12 protein-coding genes are annotated in these 13,919 nt (G+C 60.9%); 4 read left to right on the forward strand and 8 right to left on the reverse strand.

Features of this window, described 5'->3' with window-relative positions; translation table 11 throughout:
- The 8 genes from bla to cysQ all read right to left on the reverse strand — a co-directional run bounded on the left by bla (nucleotide 1) and on the right by cysQ (nucleotide 8,870).
- Nucleotides 1–897: a class A beta-lactamase gene (gene bla / locus Q9295_RS01825; RefSeq protein ID WP_306678792.1), complete on the reverse strand. Its 897-nt coding sequence runs from the start codon at nucleotides 895–897 to the stop codon at nucleotides 1–3.
- A complete protein-coding gene (locus Q9295_RS01830; RefSeq protein ID WP_306678793.1) occupies nucleotides 897–2,294 on the reverse strand; it encodes a nodulation protein NodH in 1,398 nt (465 codons plus the stop codon). The genes bla and Q9295_RS01830 overlap by 1 nt, the downstream gene beginning before the upstream one ends.
- Nucleotides 2,294–3,991: a DUF5927 domain-containing protein gene (locus tag Q9295_RS01835; RefSeq protein ID WP_306678794.1), complete on the reverse strand. Its 1,698-nt coding sequence runs from the start codon at nucleotides 3,989–3,991 to the stop codon at nucleotides 2,294–2,296. The genes Q9295_RS01830 and Q9295_RS01835 overlap by 1 nt, the downstream gene beginning before the upstream one ends.
- Nucleotides 3,988–4,998 carry a glycosyltransferase family 2 protein gene (locus tag Q9295_RS01840; protein ID WP_306678795.1) on the reverse strand — a complete coding sequence of 337 codons (1,011 nt, stop codon included), beginning with the start codon at nucleotides 4,996–4,998 and terminating at the stop codon, nucleotides 3,988–3,990. Before Q9295_RS01840 ends, Q9295_RS01835 begins: the two co-directional genes overlap by 4 nt.
- Before the next feature lie 145 nt (nucleotides 4,999–5,143).
- Complete coding sequence (locus tag Q9295_RS01845; protein WP_306678796.1) at nucleotides 5,144–6,166, reverse strand: glycosyltransferase family 2 protein; 1,023 nt, start codon at nucleotides 6,164–6,166, stop codon at nucleotides 5,144–5,146.
- A 67-nt stretch (nucleotides 6,167–6,233) separates the two neighbouring features.
- On the reverse strand, nucleotides 6,234–7,130 hold the full coding sequence (galU, locus tag Q9295_RS01850) for a UTP--glucose-1-phosphate uridylyltransferase GalU (protein ID WP_306678797.1): 897 nt from the start codon (nucleotides 7,128–7,130) through the stop codon (nucleotides 6,234–6,236).
- Nucleotides 7,131–7,299: 169 nt separating this feature from the next.
- A complete protein-coding gene (locus Q9295_RS01855; protein WP_306678798.1) occupies nucleotides 7,300–8,097 on the reverse strand; it encodes a 3-deoxy-manno-octulosonate cytidylyltransferase in 798 nt (265 codons plus the stop codon).
- A complete protein-coding gene (gene cysQ, locus Q9295_RS01860) occupies nucleotides 8,094–8,870 on the reverse strand; it encodes a 3'(2'),5'-bisphosphate nucleotidase CysQ (protein WP_306678799.1) in 777 nt (258 codons plus the stop codon). Before cysQ ends, Q9295_RS01855 begins: the two co-directional genes overlap by 4 nt.
- 175 nt (nucleotides 8,871–9,045) lie before the next feature.
- Between cysQ and Q9295_RS01865 the strand changes: the two genes are divergently transcribed.
- The 4 genes from Q9295_RS01865 (at nucleotide 9,046) to dnaJ (ending at nucleotide 13,897) form a co-directional block, all read left to right on the forward strand.
- Complete coding sequence (locus Q9295_RS01865; protein ID WP_306678800.1) at nucleotides 9,046–9,870, forward strand: ABC transporter permease; 825 nt, start codon at nucleotides 9,046–9,048, stop codon at nucleotides 9,868–9,870.
- A gap of 8 nt (nucleotides 9,871–9,878) precedes the next feature.
- Nucleotides 9,879–10,520, forward strand: a complete 642-nt coding sequence (locus Q9295_RS01870) for a COG3650 family protein (RefSeq protein WP_306678801.1) — start codon at nucleotides 9,879–9,881, stop codon at nucleotides 10,518–10,520.
- A gap of 239 nt (nucleotides 10,521–10,759) precedes the next feature.
- Nucleotides 10,760–12,676: a molecular chaperone DnaK gene (gene dnaK, locus Q9295_RS01875; RefSeq protein ID WP_306678802.1), complete on the forward strand. Its 1,917-nt coding sequence runs from the start codon at nucleotides 10,760–10,762 to the stop codon at nucleotides 12,674–12,676.
- A gap of 72 nt (nucleotides 12,677–12,748) precedes the next feature.
- A complete protein-coding gene (gene dnaJ / locus Q9295_RS01880) occupies nucleotides 12,749–13,897 on the forward strand; it encodes a molecular chaperone DnaJ (protein ID WP_306678803.1) in 1,149 nt (382 codons plus the stop codon).
- The last annotated feature ends 22 nt before the right edge of the window (nucleotides 13,898–13,919 follow it).

The following is a 13,919-nucleotide window of genomic DNA, read 5'->3' on the forward strand; positions in this document are numbered from 1 at the left end:
TTAGTGACCTTGGATCAGGGCCATAACGGCGGCCCCGATCTCTACGACTGCGGCATTGCGACGGCTCCAATTCGCCGGCGTGTCCGAAACAAAGATCGCCACAAAAATCGGCGCACGCTCGGGCGGTGTCAGCATCGCCACGATATTGCGCGTATGCGTCCGCCCACCGCCCGAGCGATCCGCGACCTGCCAGCCTGAGGGCACCGAAGGCCGCAGCAACTTTCCCGTCACCCCGCCGGTTGAAAGCCAGTCGCGCAGCTGCGCCTTGCCGATTTCGCTCAAGGCGTCGCCCAAAAGCATCGCCTGCCACGATCCGACCACCGCCGCCGGGCTGGTGGTGTCGCGCGGATCGCCGGGGACAAACTGATTAAGCTCAGGCTCTTTGCGGTCGAGCCGCGTCACCTCATCGCCGATGCTGCGCAGAAACTGCGTCACCGCCTGCGGGCCGCCCAGCCGATCAATCAGCAGATTGGCGGCGGTATTGTCGCTTTGGTCCAAAGTGGCATGGCAAAGCTGCGCGATGCTGAGCTGCCCACCGATATAACGCTCGGTCACCGGGGCATGGCTGGCGATATCCTCGGCCCCTATCGGCAGTTTTTCGTTCAGCGAGACCTTGTCGCGATCCACCGCTTGCAGCACCGCGCCACAGAGAAGCGCCTTGAAGGTGCTGGCCATCAAAAAGCGCTCATCCTGCCGATGCCCCCAGCGCCAGCCCGAACCTGTGTCAAGGATCTGCACGCCGATCCGCGCGTCCAGCTCGGCCTCTAAGCGCAAAAGCCGCGCGTCCAGCTGTTCCCGCGCGCCCTGCGCTTGCGCGCGTTCACCGTCAGAGAGAACAAGCCCCATCGCCACCAGTAAAATCGCAAGCCTGAACCAACGGCGCGCGATTTGCCGCATCACCGCGCATCCCGCCAGGGGCCAAAGCCAAAGCCCATGTAATCACGCGGATAGGCCTCGCGGGCCGCCTCTTCCAAATCGGGCAGCCAGATCGCCGCCAGCGCATCATGGGCTGCCCGATCCGCAGCGGGTGGGGCAAGAGCCGTCAGGCCCGCCTCTGCGGCGGCAAAGGCCAGCCCCTCGGCCAGTTGATCCTCACGCAGCACCAGATCAGGCGTCTGGAACCCGGCAAAGCCTTGCAGCACCGCCGATTGGCTGGCCCAATGCGGCGAGACCCTTTGCCCCATCTGTCCCGCGACCGAGAGCTTGGCATAGCGCAAGAAAGCCGCGAAAGCCGCGCGGTGTTGGTCCAGATCGGCAAAAGGCTTACCGGGCGGCGGAAGATCAGCCCCCTGCCCTCGGATCAGCGCTTGGCGATGCTCAGAGAGTTTACCGCTGACGATCTGGCTCAAGAATGCCTGATGCGCCCGCAGCAAAGGATGGCGGATCACGGTGAAGCTGCGATGGCCGGGATGGGCGCGCTTCCATTGCCGCAAGGATTTCTGCACGAAATCGCCCTCAAGCGGCCCATGCGCCAAAAGCCAAGCCTTCACCTGCGCTTCAGGCCCCGAGCGGATTGGCTGGAACAAGAGCCCCCCCGCCGCCACAAAAGACGGGATCGCCGGCGGGCGGCGCGGCTCAAAATTCGGCGTCCGGTTCAGGTTGAAGCGGTCAAGCCGCGCCAAAGCCGCCTCCATTTCGGGCAGATTGGTGACCTTCTCGCCAATCTCCTCGGGGTTTTGCTTCTTCAGCTTGTCGTCCAGCCCCTCAAGCCGCGCCTCCAGCCCCAGCCAAGCGGCCAGACCGTTCAGCACTGCGACATCCTGAATGTCGTCGTAATCGATGTAGAAGGCTGTCTGCCCGCGCGTTTGCAGCCCATGCATCAGTTGCAGTTGAAAGCCCTGCAAAGCCTCAAGATGGGCGCGAAACTCCGCCGCATCGAAATCGGCCTGCGCGGTCTTCAGGTTCTTGGCATTGGTCAGCTTCCACTGCCCCGTGGCCTGCGCGATCTTCCAGCTGACATAGCTGTCGACCGGATTGCGCGTCAGGATGATTTTGGCACAGGCCGGGTCATCCAAAAGCGCCGGCAGCACCCGCGCGTCATGGTCGTGGAAATAACGAAACCCCGCCATGCCTTCGGTCTTGGCCCGTAAAGCCGCGAGCAGCGCGAAAGGATCCCGCTCCCGCGCTGCCAGATCGACCCCGAACATCTCGGTCTGATCTTTTTTGCCGATGAAATGCGGGTTGAACACTTCACCAAGGCAGCTCAGCCCCGGCAAGGCGTTCAGATTGGCCTCAAGAAAATTCGACCCAGTCCGCATCTCTGCGAAAAGCACGAAAGAGGTGAACCGCGCCATCATTTCACCAGATAGGGGCGCGGGCGGCGGCCAGCGGCATTGGGATAGTCCTGCCCAGCGGGGAAATCGCCCATCAAGACCGGCTGCATGCCCTGATTGCGCAGGTTTTGCAGGAACTGGCCAAAGCCGGTCAGGTCCACCATTCGAGGCACCTCGGCCAAGCGGCGCAGGCTGCGCGGGCTGATCTCATCGACGATCGACTGTAATGGCTCCATCGGGGATTCGATGAACTCGGCCAGCGTCCAGATCCGCACCTTGGCCTTCACATGGGGGCCGCGCAGCTCGGCCAAAAGGTCCGATTCAATGCGCTGCAACCGCGCCGCCTCGGCCCTGATCTCACTGAAATTGCGATTGGATTGGAACAAGGGCACCGCAAAAGCGCCCGAGATCACCGAGATCTGCGCATTGGGATCTGCGGCGATGAACCCCGCAATCTTCTGATTGTCGCTGGGCCCGAATTGGAAGCACTGCCGCTCACCGCGCGTGTTCCAGATCAGGTTCGTAAGGAAACTGCGCGGGTTATAATCGCGCAAAGCCGCGCTGTCGGACATAGCGCCATTATAGACCGAGACGCCCCCCGCAAACTCCACCCGCTCGGGCGAGAAAAGATGGCCGTGCACCCGGCTGCCCGAGACCTTCGAGAGCCAAGTCTCGAAATTCTCAAAGACATCTGCAAAGCCTTCGAAAACCGAATAGGGCGCGGCCGTGCGGCCTTGCGCCCATTCGCCATTGGGAAAGCGCGACTGCATGTAAAGCCCCGCGCGCCCCGTGGTGCGCCGCTCCACCGCTTTGGCGAAAAGCCGGTCGATCTTACCGGGATTGGGCTCGGCCCGCGGCTCATCCCCGGCGGTGGGCGACAGGAAGCTGGCGTAAAGCTTCTCGGCCCGCGGCCAGATCTTGCGCGCCACGAAGCAGTCAGACCGCTTCAAAAGCTGCAGATGATCATCGTAGAAAATATGCGGTTTGCCTTGGAAATCGAATTTCGACAGCGTCAGCGAACGGCTTTCCACATTGGTCGAGACCTGCCGGACCAAGGTCTGAAAATAGCTTTCATCCGGGATCCAAACCTTGCGGAAATAACGGTCGTGATCCGCGCGATCCGGCCCCTCAAGGATCGCCGAGAGTGTCTGGCGCGTCAGACACCACCATTGGCTGCCCAGATGCGGCACGATCCCCGCCGGGATGGCGCGACGGATACGAAACTTGCGCTGCAACTCAACGTAGTTGTCGAAAAGCCAGCGGTGTTTGCGCCATGAGAAGGGGAAGCGCAAAGTGAACCGCTCATAGTCCAGCCCGCCCATGGTCCAGCCGACATCGGCCGTGGTGACGCTTTCGATGAAATCGGTGCGCGGGCGGTCGTCGAGATAGGCGCGCATTTCCTCAACCGGGCGTAGAGGCAGGCACGAACCCGAGGCGAGATAGACATGCCGAACCTGCGGAAACTCGCGCAGCATCAGGCTTGCCGCCGCTTGCGTCGCCGCCACAATCCCCCAAGTGCCCCATTCGCAGGCGTGCCGAGTGGAAAATCGCACATTGTCCAGATCGGCCAGATCGCTCTGCATCTGCGCCACTTGACTGCCAGAGGTGCGCTTGTCGACATGGACCACCACCGGGCAATCCCGGCTGGCCCAATAGCGCGCCACCTCAGCCGCGCGGTCCAGCGCGGTGTGGCACAACATGACAAAACCCAGCGTCATGCCCAGTTCCCCTTGGACATCAGCCCCAAAATCTCAAGCTGGCGCCAGTTGATATATTTCTCGGACCATTTGCACCATAAATCGGGCTGATCCTTCAACGCCTGTTGATAGGCGCGATACTCACGGCTGTTGGCATAATGCTCGCCCCGCGCCATCTCTTCCTCGGCCTTCAATGCGAAAGTATCAAGGAATTTGGCGTGCAGAAGACAGCCCGAGGCTTTCTCGCCCCCCCAAGCATCAAAGGCCAAGTTCAGCCCACGCGGCAAAAGCATATGGGTTGAGCTGACATAGGTGTAGCTGCGATGCCACTTCACCAAGGGGATTTTGTTCAACGCGGGCGCACGTTTCGGCGCATCTCTGAAAAAAGCGCGCATGCGCGGCCCGCCTTGGATCCAGAGATTGCCATAGGTCCAATTGCGCGAGATCGCGTAATTGCCACTGTCGAACCACTGCGCAATCTCGAAAGGGTCTTGCCCCTCGCGATAGGGTTGCTCGTTCAGCGCGCCCTTGGGATACATGTCCAACAGCATCGCCGAGAACGTGCGGATCTGGCTGGCATCTAACCAATCGGTCAGTGCGCGCAGCGGCCGGGTTTCGCAAAAAGGATAGATCAGAAACTCGTCAACATCGACGGTCAGACACCAGCGACCGTGGCCGTAGTTGCGCAGCAGATGCGTTATCCAATCCATGCCGAAGCGGGACTTTTTATAGCTGGCATGCGCCGACCACAGCGAGACATCGGGCTGATCGGCCAAATATTCGCGGCTGCCATCGTCACTGTCATTGTCGACGATCAGAAAGTGATCAACGCCCAAGTCTCGGTAATATTTCAAGAAATAAGGCAGCCGCACCTTTTCATTACGCAGGCAACAGAACAGCAAGATCGGATCGCCCTGCAAGGCGCCGATGCGTTTGACCACGGGCTTCAGCTCACGTCGGTGCAGCAAGGATCGCACCAACAGCCGCTGCCGCTTGGCCCGCAATTGATATGAGGTGAGCCAGCTCAAACGCGCATTCCCGCAGCAGTGAACGGCGCGACCAAGCTGGCAGCGCCCGTCAGACAAGCCTGCTGCATTGGCGCCGCCTTAGCGTGCCGATCTGACTTTGCCCTATCGGCCGCCTGTCGCTTCACCGCCTGCCCCATCGCCCAGATCACAGCCATCCCCCGCGCGAGAGCAGGCCCAGCGCCTCAAGTTGTCGCCAGCCAGTATAGCGCGTTGAGCGCTCGCAAAAAAGCACCGGCGCTTCGATCAAGCCATCGTAATAGCTGCCAAAGCGTCGCGGATCGGCAAAATGCTCACGCCGCTCTTTTTCTTCAGCGGATTTCTCTAAAATTTGCGGCAGAAACTTCGTGTGCAAGAGCACGCCCGAGGTCGTCGCGCCGCCCGCTGTGGCATAAACATGGTTCAACGTGGCCGGCAGCGCAGTATGGGTCGAGTTCAAATAGGCATAGCGCCAATGCCATTTGACCAAGGGCAGCTTGTTCAGCGTCGGCGCGCGGCGCGGGTCATTGGCAAAGAAGACCCGTGCGCGTGGCCCACCTTGGATCCAAAGGTTGTCCAGCTTGGGCTGGCGGATCACGCTGTAATTGCCCGCATCGAACCACGGCAGCACGGTCAAAGGATCCTCGCCCGCGCGGTAATCTTCCGCCCCCAATGGCCCCTCGGGGTAAAGCTCCAGCATCATCGCCGGCATCGCCACTTGGCCGGTGCTCTCCAGCCACTTGGTCAGCGCAGGCAAAGGGCGCGTTTCACAGTTCGGATAGACCAGCAACTCATCGGCATCGACCGTCAGACACCAATGGCCATGGCCGTAACGCAGCAAAAGCCAGTTGGTCCAATCAAGGCCAAAGCGCGCCGAGCGGTAACTGGCTTCGGTCCGCCAGACCGAGACATCCGGCTCCGCCGCCAAAAGCGCAGCACTGCCATCCGTGCTGGCATTGTCGATGACCAGAAAATGCCCCACCCCCAGCTTGCGGTAATGGCTTAGGAAATGCGGCAAGCGCACAGCCTCATTGCGCAGGCAGATGACGGCGAGACTGTCGGTTTTCCGGATCGAAGCCCTGCGATCGCTGATAAGCCGCAGCTCGCGCCGCTTACGGATCGCCCGGGCCAGCAGCATCTGCCGCTGCAAGCGCAGCCGCAGCTTCCACCGCAGCCGCTGCCAGAGCGCCACCGCCCCCCTCTTCAGGGGCGGCAGCTCTGTTTTACGATGGTCTTGGGGCGGGCTTGCCCCCATGCGCTTATTGCGCCGCCTGGCGCTGAACCATCATATCGTTCAGATATTCGCCAAATTCATCGCGCAGATCGGGGCGCGACAGACCAAAGGCCACGGTGGCTTGCAAGAAGCCAGCTTTTGAGCCGCAATCGTAGCGCTGGCCGCGGAAGCGGTAGCCGTAAACCCCCTGCGTGCCGCCCACCTCTTCGGCAATGGCATCGGTCAGCTGGATCTCACCACCCGCCCCCTGCTTGATCCGGTTGAGGTTGTTCAAAACCTCTGGCGTCAGGATATAGCGTCCGATCACCGCAAGGTTCGAGGGCGCATCCTCGGCCTTCGGCTTCTCCACCATGCCCTTCACCCGCACGATCGAGCCATTGTCGGTGCCAATGTCCAACACACCGTAGCTGCTGGCTTTTTCTTGCGGCACTTCCATCGCAGCGACCATGCAGCCACCGGTCTCGGCATAGGCCTCGACCATCTGTTGCAGGCAGGGCTTTTCCGCCGCGATCACATCATCGGGCAAAAGCACGGCAAAAGGCTCATCGCCGATCAGACGACGGGCGCACCAGACCGCATGACCCAGACCCATCGGACGGTTTTGCCGAACATAAGCAATGGCGCCGCTGTCCATATTGGTCTCTTTCAGCGCCTCAAGCAGCTCGGTCTTGCCCTTTTTACGCAGCTCGGACTCCAGCTCGGGCGCGTGGTCGAAGTAATCTTCCAACGCCGATTTGCCGCGGCTGGTGACAAAGATGAACTCCTTAATGCCCGCCGCGCGCGCCTCATCGATCGCGTATTGGATCAAGGGGCGATCGACCAGCGTCATGATCTCTTTCGGGATCGACTTGGTGGCTGGCAGGAATCGGGTGCCCATACCGGCGACCGGGAATACCGCCTTGGAGACCTTCTTGGCTTTCATCGTCTATATGTCCCATTATGCCACAGAGCTTTGCTGTGGTGTTCACTTGTTTACGCAGGCCAATGCCGATGTTGCAGTTTTTATAAGCCAACGGCAGGTGCCGCAGCCATATCACCATTACAATTGTCGCGGCAGGGGAATGTTTATTTCAACTTGTCACGATTGAGTTTTACAACTGCGCTGGCAAAGCGCGCAACATCTCTTCAATCACGGCAACATCCGACGGATTGTTAAGCTCCCAGAATTGCCTGCCTTTTGCTTCAACCTCAACGCAAAGCACCGGGCGGCCATTTTCCAAGAACCGCAACTGTTCTAACCCTTCAAGGGTTTCCAGCGGGCCAATCGGCCAAGACGGATATTGGACCAGCGCCGCAGGACGGTAAGCATAAACCCCGACATGGTGGAAAATCGGCGTCGGCTCATCATCGGCGTATTCCCGCCCGGTATAGGGGATGACCTCTTTCGAGAAATACAGGCCGCGCCGGTTCTGGTCGAAAATCGCTGTGGTGCCGCCCACCCGGCCTGCCCGCCGATCGGCCAAAAAGCCCGAGACCGCGCGGCCATCGCAACGCAGAACCGGCGTGGCGATCTCGGCACCGGGATCGGCGGCAAGACCGCGCAAAAGATCGGCGATGAACCAGGCCGGGGTCAAAGGCGCATCGCCTTGCAGGTTCACAATCACATCATAGCCGGGCAGCTGCGCCGCCACTTCGGCGCAGCGCTCGGTGCCATTGCGCGCCTCCGAGGAGGTCATCACCACCTCGGCACCAAAACCCGCCGCATGATCCGCGATGCGCGCGTCATCCGTGGCCACGACAACCCGGTCGATGCCCTGCACCGCCATTGCCGCCTCCCAGCTGCGCTGGATCAGCGTTTTGGCACCATCGGGCCCCACCAAAGAAACCAAGGGCTTACCGGGGTAGCGGGTGCTCGCATAGCGGGCCGGAATGGCGATCAGCGTCTTCATTTCAGCACCACCCCCGGAGCCAGCGCGATGAAGAAAGGATTGTCCCAGCCGGGCTTGCCATAGGCCAAGGGGGAATGGTCATCCATCCGCACCACCTGCCCACCGGCCCCGCGCAAGACTGCATCACCGGCCGCGGTGTCCCATTCCATCGTACGCCCCAGACGCGGGTAAAGATCCGCCTCACCGGTCGCCACCAAGCAGAACTTCAGGCTCGACCCGGCGGAGCGGGAATCTTTCACCTGATATTTCTCGATGTAATCATTGGTCGCCTGATCGCGGTGCGACTTAGACGCCACCACCATCAGCGCCGCATTGTCCGGCGTTGCCACACGGATCGGACGGACACTGCCATCGACCAAGCTTTCCTCAACCGCAGTGCCATCGGGCAATGTGTAGAAAAGCCGCTCTTTCGCCGGGGCATAGACCACGCCGCGCAAGGGCACGCCCTTCTCGACATAAGCGATGTTCACGGTGAAATCACCGCGACGCTGCACGAATTCCTTGGTGCCGTCCAAAGGGTCAACGATCAGGAAGGTCTCGGCCGTCAAAGCATGGCTGGCCGCTTGCTCTTCGGTGATCAGCACCACCTCTGGGAACGCCGCCCGCAACCCTGCCGAGATGATCGCATCCGCCGCCTCATCGGCTTCGGTCACCGGGCTCGCATCGCCCTTGGTTTTGACCTCGAAATCCGGGTCGGCATAGACCTCCATGATCTTAGCCCCCGCCTCAAGGGCCAATTGGCGGATAACGGGGACGAGATGGTTGAAGTCCATGACATTCTCCTAGATCGGGCACCGGTATCGAGCCCCAAGATCTGAGCCAGCGCAAGGACAAGCTTCAGGCCTGCCCGAGCAGTTGCTTTGCCGATCCGCGCCGCTTATCCTGCGCCGTCAAGGGAACCGCAAGATCTCCCGCTCCACAGCGGCAAAGCGGGGCAAGGGAAAGCATATGTTTCGGGCAGAAGCGAAACGACCCTCACGCATCCGCAGCGCCTTTGAGCTCTGTGAGCTGATCTACCATGCCACCATCCGCAACTTACGCAAAAGCCACGGCAATGCGGTGAAGGGGCTGGTGATGAGCGTGGTACAGGCCGCGCTGACCTTGGTCATCTTCATCGTGATTTTCTGGGTGATGGGCCTGCGCCATTCGCCGATCCGCGGTGATTTCGTGATCTATGTGATGTCGGGCGTCTTCATGTTCCTCACCCATACCAAGGCGCTTGGCGCCGTGGCGGGCGCGGATGGCCCGACCTCGCCGATGATGATGCACCGGCCGATGAACCCGGTCATTGCGGTGGTCTCTGCGGCTTTGGCAGCGCTTTACCAACAGGTGCTGGCAATGGCGGTGATCTTGCTGATCTACCACACGCTTTGGACACCGATCACCATTTACCAACCCGCCGGGGCGCTCGCGATGCTCTTGCTGTCATGGTTCTCCGGCGCGGCAATCGGGCTGATCTTCTACGCCGCCAAGCCTTGGCAACCCGATGTGGTCAGCATCCTGTCCACCATCTACCAACGCGCCAATATGATCGCGAGCGGCAAGATGTTCGTGGCCTCGATGCTGCCGGCAAGCCGGCGATCACTTTTTGATTGGAACCCGCTCTTTCACACCATCGATCAGGCCCGAGGCTATATGTTCCTCAATTACAACGCCCGCTACACCTCGCTTGATTACCCGATCAAGGTGGCGCTGGTTTGTATCCTGATTGGTCTCATGGCCGAGTTCTACACCCGTAAACATGTCTCAGCGAGTTGGCAGAAACGACAATGACCCGTGCAATGCTCCCCGCCTTTTACCGCCGCGCCCGCGCCACTTTGGCGGGGCTTCTCCTTTCCAGCCTCGGCTTTGCCGCCGCCGCACAAGAATATCCGGCGCTGTTTGATGTCAGCGGCGTTGCGGCGTCGGATGTGCTCAACATCCGGGCCGAACCTTCGGCGCAAGCCACAATCTTGGGCAGCCTGGCCCCTGATGCCAAAGGCGTGGAGGCAATTGGCCTGTCCGAAGATGGCAAATGGGCCCGCGTTTCGGCTGGTGAGGCCAGCGGCTGGGTCGCCTTGCGCTTCCTAACCCCCGTGCCCGCCGCCCCGCATGGCTTGCCGCACCCGATCGCCTGTTACGGGACCGAGCCTTTCTGGGCGCTTAAACTTGGCCCGCAAACCGCCGAATGGTCCTCGCCCGAGACCCCACCGCAAGCGCTGAGCGTCACGCATCAGGCCGTGGCCCCGCAGGGCTATTTCCTGACCGCCTCGGATGCGGTCACCGATGCGACGAAGCAAGCCTATTACCAGATCATGATCACCAAAGAGCACTGCTCTGACGGCATGTCCGACCGCGATTTCGGCTTTGCCACCCGCATCTTCCACAGCAGCCAAGCAGGCAATGCGGTGCTCCGGGGCTGCTGCACGCTGAACCAGCACTGACACGGACGGCCAAGACGGACCAACACGGACCGTCTTGGCAGGTTTTCGCAACTTCTTCGCACTTCACTGCAAGATTTGCAGGCCAAGCGCCGCGCCAACCGTTGCAGGCGCAATTTCCCCTGCCTATATACGCCAAGTCCTGCCAATGGGGTTCGCCCCAAAGGCCTCCATACCCGGCTTGGGTGCCTAAGACTTCGGGGCCCAAACCGGCAGATCGCCTGATAGAAAGGGATATACATATGGCCAAAGTCATCGGTATCGACCTCGGCACCACGAACTCCTGCGTCGCCATCATGGACGGCTCGCAGCCCCGCGTGATCGAGAACTCCGAGGGGGCACGCACCACGCCCTCGATCGTCGGCTTCACCGAGAATGAGCGTCTGGTCGGTCAGCCCGCCAAGCGCCAAGCTGTCACCAACCCGACGAACACCGTCTTCGCCGTCAAACGCCTGATTGGCCGCCGCATGGGCAGCCCCGAGGTCGAAAAGGACAAGGGTCTTGTTCCTTACGCGATCGTCGATGGCGGCAATGGCGATGCATGGGTGGAAGCCCGTGGCGAGAAATATTCGCCCAGCCAAGTTTCGGCCTTCATCCTGCAAAAGATGAAAGAAACCGCAGAAAGCTACTTGGGTGAATCCGTCACTCAGGCAGTCATCACGGTTCCGGCCTATTTCAACGACGCTCAGCGCCAAGCCACCAAAGACGCCGGCAAAATCGCTGGCCTCGAAGTGCTGCGCATCATCAACGAGCCGACCGCAGCCGCTTTGGCCTACGGTCTGGACAAGAAAGAATCGAAAACCATCGCGGTCTATGACCTTGGCGGCGGTACCTTCGATATCACCATCCTTGAGATCGATGACGGTCTGTTCGAAGTGAAATCGACCAACGGGGACACCTTCCTCGGCGGTGAAGACTTCGACATGCGCATCGTTCAATTCTTGGCCGATGGCTTCAAGAAAGAGCATGGCGTTGACCTGACGCTGGACAAAATGGCTTTGCAGCGCCTGAAAGAAGCCGCTGAGAAAGCCAAGATCGAACTCTCGTCCAGCCAACAGACCGAGATCAACCAGCCGTTCATCTCGATGGACAAGAACACCGGGCAGCCGCTGCACTTGGTGACCAAGCTGACCCGCGCCAAGCTGGAAGGTCTGGTCGAAGACCTGATCAAGCGCTCGATGAAGCCGTGCATGGCTGCGTTGAAAGACGCTGGCGTCTCCAAAGACGAGATCGACGAAGTCGTTCTGGTCGGCGGTATGACCCGTATGCCGCGCGTCATCGAAGAAGTGACCAAGTTCTTCGGCAAAGAGCCGCATAAGGGTGTGAACCCGGATGAGGTTGTTGCGATGGGTGCCGCCGTTCAGGCTGGCGTTCTGCAAGGCGACGTGACCGATGTGGTCCTGCTCGACGTGACCCCGCTTTCGCTGGGCATCGAGACCTTGGGCGGTGTCTTCACCCGCCTGATCGACCGCAACACCACGATCCCGACCAAGAAGAGCCAAGTCTTCTCGACCGCCGAGGACAACCAGAACGCTGTGACGATCCGGGTGTTCCAAGGCGAGCGTGAGATGGCCGCCGACAACAAGATGCTGGGCATGTTCAACCTTGAGCAAATCCCGCCGGCGCCGCGCGGTGTGCCTCAGATCGAGGTGACCTTCGACATCGACGCCAACGGCATCGTCTCGGTCAACGCCAAAGACAAAGGCACCGGCCGCGCCCAGCAGATCACCATCCAAGCTTCGGGTGGCCTGTCGGACGAGGACATCGAGAAGATGGTCAAGGACGCCGAGGCCAATGCCGACGCCGACAAGGCCCGCCGCGAGCTGGTCGAGACCAAGAACCAAGGCGAAAGCCTGCTCGACTCGACCAAGAAGTCCTTGAAAGATCACTCGGACAAGGTGGATCCCTCGACCGTCGAGGCGATCGAATTCGCGATGAGCCCGCTGGAAGATGCGCTGAAAGGCGAAGACGTCGGCAAGATCAAGGGCGCCATTCAGAACCTGTCCGAAGCCGCCATGCGTCTGGGCGAGGCCATTTATAAGGCCAGCCAAGCCGAAGCCGACGGCGAAGACAAGGACGATGAGCCCCGCCCGATGGGTGACGACGATGACATCGTCGACGCCGATTTCGAGGATCTTGGCGGAAACAAGCGGAAGTAATCCGCTTCATCCGGAACAGGGGCGGTCCGGCAACGGTCCGCCCCTTCTCTGGTTGCACCGAAGGGTTTTGCTGTGGCGAAGCGCGATTATTACGACATTCTCGGGGCCAAGCGTGGCGCCTCTGCGGATGAGCTGAAGAAAGCTTACCGCCAGAAGGCCAAAGAGCTGCACCCTGACCGGAATACAGACAATCCTCAGGCCGAAGCGATGTTCAAAGAGGTGAACGAAGCTTACGACGTCCTGAAGGATGAACAGAAAAAAGCGGCCTATGACCGCTTTGGCCATGCTGCCTTTGAAAACGGCATGGGCGGCGGCGGCGGCCAACGCGGCGGCTTCCAACAAGGCGATTTCGCCTCGGCTTTCTCGGATGTCTTCGAAGATCTCTTCGGCGATTTCTCGGGCCGTGGCGGCGGCGGCGGTGGCCGGCAACGGGCGCAGCGCGGCTCAGACCTGCGCTATAATCTCCGCGTCACCTTGGAAGAGGCGTTCCAAGGCTCGCAAAAGACCATCACCGTGCCCTCCAGCCAGTCCTGTGACACCTGTCGCGGCACCGGCGCCGAAGGCGGGGCAGAGCCCGTCACCTGCTCGACCTGCTCGGGCATGGGCAAGGTCCGCGCGCAGCAAGGCTTCTTCACGGTCGAACGCACCTGCCCCACCTGTTCGGGCATGGGCCAGACCATCAAGAACCCCTGCAAGGTCTGCCACGGTGCTGGCCGGGTGGAAAAAGAGCGTCAGCTCTCGGTCAACATCCCTGCAGGCGTGGAAACCGGCACCCGCATCCGGCTGGCCGGTGAGGGCGAAGCAGGCTTGCGCGGCGGTCCGCAGGGCGACCTCTACATCTTCATCGAGGTCAAAGATCACCCGATCTTCCAACGCGACGGCGTGCATCTTTACTGCCGCGTGCCGATCTCGATGCCTGCCGCCGCCTTGGGTGGCGAGGTCGAAGTGCCCACGATCGACGGCGGCCGCGCGCGGGTGAAAGTCCCCGCAGGTGCCCAATCCGGCAAGCAAATGCGCTTGCGCGGCAAGGGCATCCCGGCGCTGCGCGGTGGCGGCATCGGCGATATGGTCATTGAACTGGCGGTGGAAACCCCGGTCAATCTGACCGCGCGGCAAAAAGAGCTCCTGACCGAGTTCGAAAAGCTGAGCGAAGAGAACAACCCAGAAGGCTCCTCCTTCTTTGCCAAGGTCAAAGGCTTCTGGGACGGCATGAAGGGCTGATTGGGCGGGCAGCAATGCCCGT

It is taken from the genome of Pseudogemmobacter lacusdianii (genome assembly GCF_030848395.1).
Classification (GTDB): domain Bacteria; phylum Pseudomonadota; class Alphaproteobacteria; order Rhodobacterales; family Rhodobacteraceae; genus Pseudogemmobacter; species Pseudogemmobacter lacusdianii.

Excerpts from the sequence above, each read along its gene's own strand:
- bla (WP_306678792.1), bottom strand. The coding sequence starts at position 897 with ATGCGGCAAATCGCGCGCCGTTGGTTCAGGCTTGCGATTTTACTGGTG.
- Q9295_RS01830 (WP_306678793.1), bottom strand. The coding sequence starts at position 2,294 with ATGGCGCGGTTCACCTCTTTCGTGCTTTTCGCAGAGATGCGGACTGGG.
- Q9295_RS01835 (WP_306678794.1), bottom strand. The coding sequence starts at position 3,991 with ATGACGCTGGGTTTTGTCATGTTGTGCCACACCGCGCTGGACCGCGCG.
- galU (WP_306678797.1), bottom strand. The coding sequence starts at position 7,130 with ATGAAAGCCAAGAAGGTCTCCAAGGCGGTATTCCCGGTCGCCGGTATG.
- Q9295_RS01855 (WP_306678798.1), bottom strand. The coding sequence starts at position 8,097 with ATGAAGACGCTGATCGCCATTCCGGCCCGCTATGCGAGCACCCGCTAC.
- cysQ (WP_306678799.1), bottom strand. The coding sequence starts at position 8,870 with ATGGACTTCAACCATCTCGTCCCCGTTATCCGCCAATTGGCCCTTGAG.
- Q9295_RS01865 (WP_306678800.1), top strand. The coding sequence starts at position 9,046 with ATGTTTCGGGCAGAAGCGAAACGACCCTCACGCATCCGCAGCGCCTTT.
- Q9295_RS01870 (WP_306678801.1), top strand. The coding sequence starts at position 9,879 with ATGCTCCCCGCCTTTTACCGCCGCGCCCGCGCCACTTTGGCGGGGCTT.
- dnaK (WP_306678802.1), top strand. The coding sequence starts at position 10,760 with ATGGCCAAAGTCATCGGTATCGACCTCGGCACCACGAACTCCTGCGTC.